Raw genomic sequence first — 11,672 nt, 5'->3', positions numbered from 1 at the left:
GGCATCGCCCCACCCTCCATGAACGGAGGGCGGGGCGATTTCATGTCTGCACCCACCGATGCCTGGACCTACTCTGCGGCCGGGCGACCCACAATTTCCCTCAGCCGCTCCTCAAACGGAACCAGGACGGCCTCACGCGTGTAAATATCGGCATGCCTCCGAGCCGATTCCCGCTGCTCCGGCCCGAGGTCCCGGGCAGCCTTTCCGGCTGCCACCATCGATGAAGCCAACGCGTCCACGTCAAGACTGTTCGCGTTGAACCACAGCGGATAACCCTCCAGTACATCCTGGGCCGCAATTCCCGGCGCATGCACGGAGACAATGGGATGACCGAATGCCATGTACTCAAAAATCTTGCCCGAGGTGACGTACTTCCCGCCGCCTGCCAAGAACACCAGTACATCGGCGTCCTCGTAGACCTTTCCTACTTCCGTCTTGGAGACCGGACCACAGTAGCGAAGGCCGGTGTCCTCTTCCCCGCGCTCACGGGCAGCGTCGTCGAGGCCGAGGCGCTGGAGCAACGCCTGCGGGCTGTTCTTGAAGAATCCCAAGTGCCCGTGTATCTGCAGTTCGGCGTCGGCCAGCTCGGGGTGCCTACGGGCGATCTTGAACGCGTCAGCCATCTCTTCCACCGGCTGCTTGCCGGTGAGCGTCCCGAGGTAGGCGAACTTCAGCGGTTGCGGCGCCCGCTCGGCACTGACCGGCTCCTGGTCCGCATCCGGCGCCGCGGCCGGGGGAATCACATCGGCGTCCCAGCCGTTCGGGACCACCATCATGCGGTCGGCCACGTCCGGGTAGCGCTCCGCATGCCAGCCGCGCAGTGCTTCATTCACGAAAACTGCAGCGGAGGCCCGCTCAAGGGCCCTCTTCTCCCACTTCCATGCGATGTGCCTGTCAGGGAAGGCCGGCTCGTCGGTGAAGAGGTCCAGCGTCCAGGAGTCACGGTAGTCCATGACATACGGCACTCCGGTGAGGCGATTGAACAGCCAGGCCGCCCCGAACGAAGCAAATGGATTTCCCGTCGCAATGACGACGTCGAATCGCTTCTTCGCGTGGAGTTTCAGTGCGCGGGCCACCGACGCCCGCGCCCACGAGGCGTAGCGCTCGGGGAAAACCTTCTCCTGGCCGAACTCGTAAAGGCGTCGTGCCATGAGCGGGAACGTGCGGCGCAGCCTGCTGAAGCTGCGGAGGTCCTGTTGCCAGGAGTACTGGTTCAGGGACGGTCGTTCGACTCTGATGCGTGGGTCGACAGTCTCGGAAAGGCCCTCGTCGACCGACCCGATGACGTCGTAGAGAAAGTCGAGCGGCGCGGCACAGACGGTGACGTCCCAGTCTTTTTCCGCCAGGTGGTTGGCCGTCGCCCTGGCCCTGTACACGCCACTGGCACGCGAGGGCGGGAAGTAGAAGGCCAGATAGAGCACCCGAAGGCGTCGGCCACTACGGTTGTTCATCGTTGTCCCTGTGTGGAGGCGATCGGCGATCGCTGAGCTGTGGGAGGTACGTCGTAATCCAGGCCGTAGCAAACCCGCGGGAGGGGCCCACGAACGGCCCAGGCTTCCATCAGTTCCACCGCACGGGGAACGGACAGCGCATCACTGACCACCAACAGGTCGAGCCCACCGCGAGCGGCAAACGCCGCGCTGACCATGCGGGACCGGGCATCGGGCCACAGACGGCGGTGCAAGGGCACGAACACTCTGCGATGCACCCGGCCGGCCACCCGTCGCTCATACATCTCGAGCGCCCGTCGCGATCGGCTGCGCAGCGGCCCCTGGCCGATCGCACGGACTGTCGCTCGCGGCGCGCGGTACAACACCGCGTGCTCCACTCTTCTGGGCAGGTGACGCCCCTCCAATTCCTTGAAGGTCGCGACCGTGACACCTGGCGCGAACTGCACACCACTCCAGGACTTCTTCTTGTCCACAACGACGATGACCTGCCCGCCGTTCGATGCGGCCTCGGCCGACTCGTCCAGGACCGCCCGTTTGCGCGATGCGCCGAGGGCCAGGAAAAGAACCTGCATGTCACTCCATCATTCGAGGGTGCCGGCCCGTTCGGAATCCTCACCCTGATTGTGCGTCGCGGCAGGGAACCAGAGCCGGTAATGAGCCTCGGCGACGGCCTCGTAACCGTAACGACCGTCCAAGGTCTTCTGGGCCAGCTCCAGATCCACATCACGGTCGAAACGGTCCCGCAGCCGCCAGTAACCGTCAGTGATCGATTCCGGGTCGTCCTCGACGTCGATCATTTCGCCCGCGACGCTCTCGATGCCCGCGAGGGTCTCCTCCGGCCCGCCGCAACGCGTGACGAGAACGGGCATACCCGCGGCGACTGCCTCCACCACTGTCATGCCGAACGTCTCGTACCGGCTCGGATGCACCAAGAGATCGTGCTCACGCATGAGGTTCAGCGCCGCGTCGGGCGGTACAGCTCCGAGGAATCGGATCGCGTCTTCAAGCCCCAGCTCGGTCGCTCGCGCGGTCAGCTGTGCGCGCAGCTCGCCCTCTCCCACCATCGTGAGCGTCAGCGCGGGATCCTTGGCGTGACACTGGGCGAACGCCTCGACCAACAGGTCGACGCCCTTGCGGGGGATCAAGCCACCCAGAAAGAGCCACCTGCGGAGCTCGGTGACCGGGACAGTCCGCTTCTCACGGAAGGAAATGGGGTTCGGGATCTGCTGGATCTTCTCCGCGTGATGGGGGAACGCAGCGGTCAGTACGTCACGGATCGGCTCACCGACGGCGAAGAACCCATCGACCCGGTGCAGCACCTCGTCGTAGAGGGCGCGCGCGTCCGGCTCGGCCAGTACCCGATCCAGGTAGGTGGCGTGCTCGGTCACGAAAACACGGGCGTCCGGGCGGGCATTCTGCAGAGCGGCCCAGGCACCGGGCAACCCGACGTGAGCGTGTACCACCGGGGCGGCGATGGGATTTCCGCCCAGGGCCGCCCGCAGCTGCCGTTCATGATTCCGCGCGAGAGGCCCGAATTCCTGACTCCGGGGGGTGGTGACAGCCAGATGGACCAGCTGTGCGCCACCCACTGTCGGAGTGGGGCGTACGGCCAATGGAGCGAGGGTCCGGTTGGCTGCCTCCACCGCGTCCGTGGTCCGCGGGTTCATTCGGGAGACCCAGGTGTCACAGTGGTACACGAGGGCGTTGTCGCAGCCGGGCGCCGTGGCATCGACCATTGCTTGGACGAAGGCTCCGCGGAAAGGCAGCTCCCTTGAGGGATACCAAGGCGTGACAATTGCTACGTCACGGGATGCCGCCTCGTTCATCTATGACTTCCTCCGCGCAACCCAGTCTTGAAAGCACACTTTATCATCGGGGCGATTCCTCACTTCCACGTCACCGGGCTGAAGCGGGACGTGGCACGTCTTGTTTGCCTCACGCGTAGCCTGCCGCTACCGCCTCTGCAAGGAGCACATCCATCATGAAGGTCCTCAGCGTCGTGGGCGCGCGCCCCCAACTGGTCAAGCTCGCACCGATCGCGGCCGCGTTCGCCGCGACCGATCACCAGCACGTGATCGTGCACACCGGCCAGCACTACGACGCGGACCTGTCCGATGTCTTCTTCTCCGGCCTGGGCATCCCGGATCCGGACGTCCACCTGGGTATCGGTTCGGGCAGCCACGGCATCCAGACCGGTGGCGTGCTCGCTGCCATAGACCCCGTGCTGGCCGCTGAACGCCCCGACTGGGTACTCGTGTACGGAGACACCAACTCCACCCTGGCCGGCGCGCTCTCCGGGGTGAAGATGCACCTGCCCGTCGCGCACCTGGAAGCCGGTCTTCGCTCCTTCAACCGCCGGATGCCGGAGGAGCACAACCGCATCCTCACCGATCACGCCGCCGACCTCCTTCTCGCTCCGACGGAAGAGGCCATGCGGCACCTGTCCAACGAGGGGTTGGCAGAACGCTCGGTGCTGGCCGGCGACGTCATGGTGGACGTCTGTCTCCGGATCCGGGACAAAATCACCTCGGGTGTGCAATCGGCGCCCGCTCTGCCGGACGGCATCGATCCCCATGCCCCTTATCTGCTGGCCACCCTGCACCGACCGGACAACACCGACTCCCCGGAGCGGCTGGACGCCCTGCTCGGCGCCCTCGCGGCCCTTCCTCTGCCGGTTGCTCTGCTGGCACACCCCCGGCTGACAGCACGTGCCGAACAGCATGGAATCGACCTGAACCGCGGTTCCCTGCATGCCGGACGGCCGCTGCCCTACGCGGGCCTGATCGCCGCGGTACTCGGATCCTCCGGCGTGGTCACGGACTCCGGAGGCCTGCAGAAGGAAGCGTTCCTTCTGGACCGGGTCTGCACGACCATCCGACCGGAGACGGAGTGGGTGGAGACTCTGGAGGGCGGCTGGAACCAACTGGTGCCGAACCCAGACGAGTTGTCCCCGGCCGACTGGGCCGGGATCGCCACACGACCGTCGCCGACAACGCCGCGTGGCTTCCCTTACGGTGACGGCAAGGCCGCCCAGCGCGTCGTCGAGCTGCTGGAACAGCACAAGCGCTGACCTGACCGGGGTGGTGCGTTGCCCGCCCGTGGGCAACGCACCACCCCGGTGACCTGAAGACCGGTTCCGTTTAGTCTTCGGGCATTTCCTTGGTCACATAACGCCGGAGCCAGGACCGAAAGTCCGGTCCCAGGTCTTCACGTTCACAGGCGAGCCCGACGATGGCACGCAGGTATTCGCCCCGGTCACCGGTGTCGTAGCGCCGCCCACGGAAGACGACACCGTGTACGGGTCCGGCAATCTTCTCGTCACCGGCAAGCACCTGGAGCGCGTCGGTCAGCTGAATCTCGCCGGCCCGGCCCGGCTCCGTCCCCCTCAGGACCGGAAAGATCTCCGGGGCCAGCACATACCGGCCGATGACCGCGAAGTTGCTCGGCGCGTCAGCGGGCGCGGGCTTCTCGACAAGCCGGGTGATTCTGACGACGTCTTCCTCTTCCGTGGCTTCGACGGCCGCGCAGCCGTACAAGTGCGTCTTGTCGGGCTCCACCTCCATCAGTGCCACAACACTGCCACCCTTGCGCGTCTGAATGTCGACCATGCGAGAGAGCAGCGGATCGCGGGGATCTATGAGGTCGTCGCCGAGAAGCACCGCGAACGGCTCGTCGCCGACGTGCGGAGCGGCGCACAGCACCGCGTGTCCGAGCCCCTTCGGCGCACCTTGGCGTACGTAGTGCATGGTGGCCAGGTCGCTCGACTCCTGAACCTTGAGCAACCGGTCTGCGTCCCCCTTCCGGAGGAGGGCGGACTCCAGCTCGTGGTTTCGATCGAAGTGGTCCTCCAGAGGGCGCTTGTTGCGGCCCGTGATCATCAGCACGTCGGAAAGACCCGCTGCCGCGGCCTCTTCCACCACATACTGAATCGCCGGCTTGTCCACGACCGGGAGCATTTCCTTCGGAGTGGCCTTCGTGGCCGGCAAAAAGCGGGTTCCCAGACCCGCCGCGGGGATAACAGCCTTTTTGATCATCTGACGTCCGAGTCTCGTTCCTGACACAACGCGAGACCCCGAGGGCAAGCCGTCGGGGTCTCGTACGGTTCTCAAAGCGTGGGCTGGTCAGCCGCCGATGACGACGCGCCGCACACCCGCCCAGCGGGCCGGGTCCGTCGTGCGACGGCCGTCGACCAGGACGCGGACGTCCGGGAGATCGGCGGCGGCGAGCTCGCGGTACTCGGCGTGGTCGGCCTGGAGGATCGCGGCGGTGACGGTCTGGCCCTCGTGCGGGACGAGGCCGTGCGCGGTCAGCTCCTCGGCCGTGTACATCGGGTCCGAGACGAACGGCACCGCACCGCGCTCCTTCAGTGCCTCGACGGTCGGGAAGACGCCGGAAAAGGCCGTCTCCTTCACTCCGCCGCGGTAGGCCGCGCCCAGCACCAGCACACCGACCCCGTCCAGGTCGCCATAGGCGGCGGCGAGCAGATCGACCGCGTACTCGGGCATGGCCGCGTTGGCCTCGCGCGCCGAACGCACCACGGTCGCCGAGGGGTCGTTCCAGAGGTACATCCGCGGGTAGATCGGGATGCAGTGCCCGCCGACGGCGATGCCCGGCTGGTGGATGTGGCTGTAGGGCTGGGAGTTGCAGGCCTCGATGACCTTGAGGACGTCGATGTTCTGCTGGTCGGCGAAGCGGGCGAACTGGTTCGCCAGACCGATGTTGACATCGCGGTAGGTCGTCTCGGCGAGCTTGGCCAGCTCGGACGCTTCCGAAGTGCCCAGGTCCCAGACGCCGTTGGGGCGCGGCAGGTCCGTACGGTCATCGAAGTCCAGGACCGACTCGTAGAACGACACACCGTGCGCGGCCGATGCCTCGTCGATCCCGCCGACCAGCTTCGGGTAGCGGCGCAGGTCCGCGAAGACCCGGCCGGTGAGCACTCGCTCCGGGGAGAACACCAGGTGGAAGTCTTCCCCGGCCTTGAGACCGGAGCCCTCTTCGAGCATCGGCGCCCAGCGGGTACGGGTGGTGCCGACCGGCAGCGTGGTCTCGTAGCTGACGAGAGTACCGGGCTTGAGACCGGCGGCGATCGCCTTGGTCGCGGAGTCCATCCAGCCGAAGTCCGGCGTGCCTTCCGCGTCCACGAAGAGGGGTACGACGACCACGACGGCCTCGGACTGGGCAACCGCGGACGCGGTGTCCGTCGTCGCGGTCAGCAGCCCCGCCTCGACGGTCTCCTTGAGCTTGATGTCGAGGTCGTGCTCGCCGGGGAACGGCTCGGTGCCGGCGTTGACCAGCTCGACGACCTTCTCGTTGACGTCGGCGCCGATCACCCGGTGGCCCTTGGCGGCGAACTGCACGGCGAGCGGCAGACCGATCTTGCCCAGGGCGACTACACAGATGTTCATGGTTACTTCCTCTTGGAGCGCTTGGTGCCGGTCAACAGGGATCGCAGCCGCGAGCCCAGCGGTTTCTTGGGCGGATGGAGCGGGCCGGTCCTGATCACCATGCGGCCCTTGGTGTTGAGACGCGCCGCGGCCCGGTACGGGTCCGTCTCGCCGTGCCACCTGCGGGCGAGCGGCATGGGTCGACCGTCGCCGCGTACCGGGATCTCGTACGTTCCACCGGCCACGTCCACGAAGACCCGCACGCCCCGCTTGGCCGTACGGGGTTCGAGCGGAATCCGGGCCCGCAGCACGGTGGCGTTGCCATCGTCCGTGAGTTCCCGGGTGAACTCCCCCTGCGCCGGGGGCAGATCGTGCCCGTCCGGCAGGCGGTGGGCGCGCGCCTTGTCGGCGCTCTTGGGCATGGCGCCCTCGACGAGACGGACGACCGCGGAGCCGGTGTCGCCGACGACACCGATCCGTATCGTCAGGGCGAGCGACAGCTCCTCGCCGGTCTGTACCCACTCCGACTCGATCAACCGGGTCTTGTTGGCCAGGCGTCCGGGGACGATCTCCCCGACCAGTTCGAAGCAGCGGTCGGGGAGTTCCAGCCCCGCGTCGCGGAACCCGGGGTAGCGGGCGAAGGCCCGGCCGTCCTCCAGGTGAAAGGGGGGCGCGCCGTGCTCGGCCTCTTCGCTGATGGCTCGGCAGAGTTCGTCAACGGCGCCGCGCTGCGCGAGCCGGAGCCTCGCCCGCAGCTTGGCCGGGAGCGAATCGCTGAGCGGGTCCGTCAGGTAGGAGTCGGCGAGCCGGGTGATACCGGCGCATATCTCACGCTTCGTCTCCTCGTCGAGGTCCACGAAGTCGCCCTGGATGAGCTTGGAGAGCTCCCAGGTGAAATGGCGCTTGAAGACGGCGTCCCGGTTCGGCCCGGCCTCGATCAGCCCGGCAGCATGGTCCATGATCACGGCCGTGCAGCGGAGCCGTGCCAGATGGTTGGCGCGGTAGGTGATATTGCTGGCATCCCCGCGCTTCACCGCGTAGTAGCAGGTGTAGTCGGCCACCACGGATATCTTGCGGGCGTGGACGCACGCCTCGATGGTGAAGGGCTGGTCGCTACCGACCGGCACGTCCTCGGGGAAGCGCAGTTGGTGCTTCTCCACGAGGTCGCGGCGGAAGAGCTTGGTGTTGGCCAGCGCGAACGGCAACTCGGGCCCGTAGAGGCTGACATCGGGATCATTGGCCTTGTAGAGCGACTGCCGCACGTACCGCCCGTTGGTGCCGACCATCTTGCCTATGACGACGTCGGAGCCATGGGTGTCGGCACAGGTCACCATCCGCTCCAGCGCCTCCTCGCCGAGGTAGTCGTCGGAGCCGATGAAGTAGACGTACCTGCCGGTGGCGAGCTCCAGTGCCCGGTTGCTCGGCATCGCCGGGCCACCGGAGTTGGGCTGGTGGACGACCTTGACCGTACCCGGGTAGCGCGCGGCGAAGCGGTCGAGTTCGGCGGCGCTGTCGTCCGTCGAACCGTCGTCGACCGCGACGACCTCCAGCCGGTCGAGACCGATGGACTGCCCGACGAGAGAGTTCAGGCACTCGGTGAGGTAAGGCATGGTGTTGTACACGGCCACGACGACGGTTACGTCGGGGACATCGGGTCTGCCGGTCACACGGTCACCTCAGTGGCTCTCTCGACGGATGTGCGCGTACTTCCGGGAAACAGCCTCGCGCTGTTCTCAGGTTCCATGGGTGGTGGGCTCCCCCACGAAGGTCGTGACAGTGCGCCCTGTCTTCGCCGATTCCAGGACCGCTGCGGCCACTTCCACCGTGCGCAGCCCCTCCTGCAGCGTGCATATGTCCTTCTCGCTGCCGCGCACCGCGTCCCGGAAGAGCTCGTGCTCGACCAGCAGCGGCTCGCGCTTGGCAATGGCGTACCGGATCATGTCGCCCTCGGAGACGCCTCGGAAGGCCTGCAGCGCCTCCCACTCGGTGGCCACCGCGGCGTTCGAGTGGAAGGTGAGGTCGGCGGTGAGGGTGTCGGCAATGAAGGTGCCACGCTCGCCGGTGACGGAGGTGAAACGTTCCTTGAGCGGGCTCAGCCAGTTGACCAGGTGGTTGACCATGGTTCCATCGGAGAGCTGGCCCACGGCGGAGACCATGTCCTCGTGCGGGCGGCCGGACTTCGACACGGTGTGGGCGGAGATCGAGGTGTAGGCCTGGCCCGTCACCCAGCCGGTCAGGTCGATGTCGTGGGTGGCGAGGTCCTTGACCACGCCGACATCGGCGATGCGGTGCGGGAACGGGCCCTGCCGACGGGTGACGACCTGGAAGACCTCGCCCAGCTCCCCCGCCTCCAGGCGGGCGCGCATCGACCGCAGCGCCGGGTTGCAGCGCTCGATGTGGCCGACGCCCGCCACCAGGCCGCGCGACTCGAAGGCGTCGACGAGCCGTCGGGCACCTTCCACGGTGTCGGCGACAGGCTTCTCGATCAGCGCGCAGACACCGGCCTCGGCGAGCTGAAGGCCGACTTCCTCGTGCAGCGCGGTGGGGCAGGCCACGACCGCGTAGTCGACACCGAGGGTGATGAGCTCCTCGACCGTGGACAGTACGGGAGCGCCCTGCGCCCAGCCGTTCTTGTCCCCCATCGGGTCGACGACGCCGACCAGTTGTACGTCGTCCAGGCCGGCCAGCACACGGGCGTGGTGGCGGCCCATCGAGCCGAGGCCGATCAGACCGGCTCTCAGTTCTGCGGTCACTGCATGTCTCCCAGCGAGTTCACGGCGCCGACGATGCGGTCCAGGTCCTCCGGCGTCAGTGAAGGATGTACGGGCAGCGAGACGACCTCGGCGGCGGCACGCTCGGTCTCCGGCAGATCCCAGGTCCGGCCCGCCTTCTGGTCGGGCTCCCAGTACGGCTTCAGCCGGTGGATCGGAGTCGGGTAGTACACGGCGTTGCCGATGCCCGCCTCGCTCAGCCTGGCCATGGCGGCGTCACGGTCACCCTGCACCCGGATGGTGTACTGGTGGTAAACGTGGCGTGCACCGTCGGCGACGGGCGGGACGGTGACGTTCGGCGCGGTGATGTGCCGGTCGAGATACGCAGCGTTGGCGCGCCGCTGCTCGGTCCAGCCGAGCACCTTCCCGAGCTGTACGCGGCCGACGGCGGCGGACACGTCCGTCATGCGCATGTTGGCGCCGACGATCTCGTTGGCGTACCGCTGCTCCATGCCCTGGTTGCGCAGCAGCCTGAGGGTGCGCGCGACCTCGGCGTCGGCGGTGGTGACCATGCCTCCTTCGAGGGAGTGCATGTTCTTCGTGGGGTAGAAGCTGAAGGTGCCGCCGGAACCGAAAGCGCCGACCGGTGTGCCGTCCAGCGCGGCGGTGTGCGCCTGGCAGGCGTCCTCGACGACCGCGAGGCCGTGCTTCCGCGCGATCGGCATCAGCGCGTCCATCGCGGCCGGGTGGCCGTACAGATGGACGGGCATGATCGCGGCCGTGCGGGGTGTGATGGCGGCCTCGACCCCTGCCGGGTCCAGACCGAAGCTGCCCGGCTCGATGTCCGCGAAGACCACGTCGGCACCGGCCAGGCGGACCGCGTTGGCGGAGGCCGCGAAGGAGAACGACGGGACGATGACCTCGTCACCGGGGCCTATCCCCAGGGCGAGCAGCAGGAGATGGAGGGCCGAGGTGCCCGAGTTGACCGCGACGCAGTGACGTCCGTCGACCAGCTCCGAGAAGCCTTCCTCGAAGGCCGCGACCTCCGGGCCCTGCACGACCCGGCCGCTGCGCAGTACGCGCACCACGGCCTCGATCTCTTCCTCACCGATCACCGGCCGGGCAGCAGGTATTGCTTCCCTGTTGTCGCTCGACATGGACGTCCTCCTCGAACACCGCAAGAGCTGTGAGCGGCGATGGCTCCAAGGCATGCGAATGTCGGATGAGGCTCCGCCGCCTCGGCGCATGGCCGATTCTGTACCAATATATTGCGCGCAAATGACCCTTTTACCCCGAGGGCAATGCACCCAGGGCATAAGGGCTGGCTTGTCCTACCTGAAGCGGGCCGACGCGCCGGTCAGCATTCTCGGGAATTGCACATCCGACGGCAGCCGCGTCACATTATCAGGGTTTTCACAGGGGGTTTCGTAGAGGTTACGACCAAAGAGATGCGGCCCACATGCCCCACGTCCGCCTAACCGGATGCAAAGGAGGTGCGGGCCCTTGAAGGGAACCCGCACCTCCTTTGCATTGCCGTCCGACCGCTGGTCAGCTCTCGGTGTCGGCCGAGACGGAAGGCTGCGACGACTGCTCCGCGGCAACCGTCTTCTTCGCCGCCGCCTTCTTGGCCGTCGTCTTCTTCGCCGCGGTCTTCTTGGCCGCCGTCTTCTTGGTGGCTGCCTTCTTGGCGGTGGCCTTCTTCGCGGTCTTGCGTGCCGTCTTCTTCGCCGGGGCCTCCGCTTCCGCGGCTTCGGGGGTCTCGGCGTCGGGCTTCGGCTCGACGGAACCGGTCACCACGACGACCTCTGCCGCGTCCGCACCTGCGGGCGAGCCCGCGGGTGCGGTGACCTTGCGGGTCACCCGGCGACGGGCACGCGGCGGGGCGGCCTCGGGGACCACCTCTTCGGGTGCGGCCTCGGGCTGCGGGGCCTCGACGACCGGGGCCGCCACCGATACCAGTTCCTCGACCTGCTCGGCCGGGGCCGGCGAGCCCGCCGGGGCGGTCGCCTTACGGGTCGCCCGACGGCGCGTACGGCCCTGAGGAGCCTCGACGGCCACCGGGGTCTCGGCGACCGGTTCGGGCACCACGACCACGACCGGCTCGGGCTCCACGACCGGCTCCGGCC

9 protein-coding genes and 1 pseudogene are annotated in these 11,672 nt (G+C 67.4%); 1 reads left to right on the top strand and 9 read right to left on the bottom strand.

What is annotated here, in order from left to right:
- Positions 1-68: 68 nt before the first annotated feature.
- Genes GA0115254_RS22220 through GA0115254_RS22210 form a run of 3 tightly spaced genes read right to left on the bottom strand, consistent with a single transcriptional unit; the run spans position 69 to position 3,187 of the window.
- Entirely contained in the window at positions 69-1,451 is a 1,383-nt protein-coding gene (locus GA0115254_RS22220) for a glycosyltransferase (protein WP_093897052.1), read from the bottom strand.
- Positions 1,448-2,023: a hypothetical protein gene (locus tag GA0115254_RS22215; protein WP_093897051.1), complete on the bottom strand. Its 576-nt coding sequence runs from the start codon at positions 2,021-2,023 to the stop codon at positions 1,448-1,450. Before GA0115254_RS22215 ends, GA0115254_RS22220 begins: the two co-directional genes overlap by 4 nt.
- A gap of 9 nt (positions 2,024-2,032) precedes the next feature.
- The gene (locus tag GA0115254_RS22210; RefSeq protein WP_093897050.1) at positions 2,033-3,187 is read right to left on the bottom strand and encodes a glycosyltransferase family 4 protein; all 1,155 of its coding nucleotides are present in this window, start codon (positions 3,185-3,187) and stop codon (positions 2,033-2,035) included.
- A 245-nt stretch (positions 3,188-3,432) separates the two neighbouring features.
- On the opposite strand from GA0115254_RS22210, the gene wecB reads away from it, so the two are divergent.
- Complete coding sequence (gene wecB / locus GA0115254_RS22205; RefSeq protein WP_093897049.1) at positions 3,433-4,521, top strand: non-hydrolyzing UDP-N-acetylglucosamine 2-epimerase; 1,089 nt, start codon at positions 3,433-3,435, stop codon at positions 4,519-4,521.
- Positions 4,522-4,591: 70 nt separating this feature from the next.
- Here the strand turns inward: wecB and galU are convergent, their stop codons facing one another.
- From galU to GA0115254_RS22175, 6 genes and pseudogenes are all read right to left on the bottom strand, one after another.
- Positions 4,592-5,485 carry a UTP--glucose-1-phosphate uridylyltransferase GalU gene (gene galU, locus GA0115254_RS22200; RefSeq protein ID WP_093897048.1) on the bottom strand — a complete coding sequence of 298 codons (894 nt, stop codon included), beginning with the start codon at positions 5,483-5,485 and terminating at the stop codon, positions 4,592-4,594.
- An 87-nt stretch (positions 5,486-5,572) separates the two neighbouring features.
- Positions 5,573-6,856, bottom strand: coding sequence for a nucleotide sugar dehydrogenase (locus GA0115254_RS22195; RefSeq protein ID WP_093897047.1), 1,284 nt, complete (start codon positions 6,854-6,856; stop codon positions 5,573-5,575).
- A 2-nt stretch (positions 6,857-6,858) separates the two neighbouring features.
- Positions 6,859-8,502 (bottom strand): glycosyltransferase family 2 protein, encoded by a 1,644-nt coding sequence (locus GA0115254_RS22190; protein WP_256102730.1) that lies wholly within the window; start codon positions 8,500-8,502, stop codon positions 6,859-6,861.
- A 66-nt stretch (positions 8,503-8,568) separates the two neighbouring features.
- A complete protein-coding gene (locus GA0115254_RS22185; RefSeq protein WP_093897046.1) occupies positions 8,569-9,588 on the bottom strand; it encodes a Gfo/Idh/MocA family protein in 1,020 nt (339 codons plus the stop codon).
- Positions 9,585-10,703: a DegT/DnrJ/EryC1/StrS family aminotransferase gene (locus GA0115254_RS22180; protein WP_093897045.1), complete on the bottom strand. Its 1,119-nt coding sequence runs from the start codon at positions 10,701-10,703 to the stop codon at positions 9,585-9,587. Before GA0115254_RS22180 ends, GA0115254_RS22185 begins: the two co-directional genes overlap by 4 nt.
- Before the next feature lie 391 nt (positions 10,704-11,094).
- Positions 11,095-11,672 (bottom strand): annotated as a pseudogene (locus GA0115254_RS22175) (ribonuclease E/G); the annotation flags it as partial.

It is taken from the genome of Streptomyces sp. Ncost-T10-10d, assembly GCF_900091955.1.
In the GTDB taxonomy this organism is placed as follows: Bacteria; Actinomycetota; Actinomycetes; order Streptomycetales; family Streptomycetaceae; genus Streptomyces.
The sequence above is the reverse complement of the archived record's forward strand: the minus strand, read 5'-3'. Positions and strand labels throughout refer to the sequence as shown.

Bases quoted from the DNA above. Each gene is read 5' to 3' on its own strand.
- GA0115254_RS22210 (WP_093897050.1), bottom strand. From the start codon at position 3,187: ATGGTCGATGCCACGGCGCCCGGCTGCGACAACGCCCTCGTGTACCAC.
- galU (WP_093897048.1), bottom strand. From the start codon at position 5,485: ATGATCAAAAAGGCTGTTATCCCCGCGGCGGGTCTGGGAACCCGCTTT.
- wecB (WP_093897049.1), top strand. From the start codon at position 3,433: ATGAAGGTCCTCAGCGTCGTGGGCGCGCGCCCCCAACTGGTCAAGCTC.
- GA0115254_RS22180 (WP_093897045.1), bottom strand. From the start codon at position 10,703: ATGTCGAGCGACAACAGGGAAGCAATACCTGCTGCCCGGCCGGTGATC.
- GA0115254_RS22215 (WP_093897051.1), bottom strand. From the start codon at position 2,023: ATGCAGGTTCTTTTCCTGGCCCTCGGCGCATCGCGCAAACGGGCGGTC.
- GA0115254_RS22195 (WP_093897047.1), bottom strand. From the start codon at position 6,856: ATGAACATCTGTGTAGTCGCCCTGGGCAAGATCGGTCTGCCGCTCGCC.
- GA0115254_RS22220 (WP_093897052.1), bottom strand. From the start codon at position 1,451: ATGAACAACCGTAGTGGCCGACGCCTTCGGGTGCTCTATCTGGCCTTC.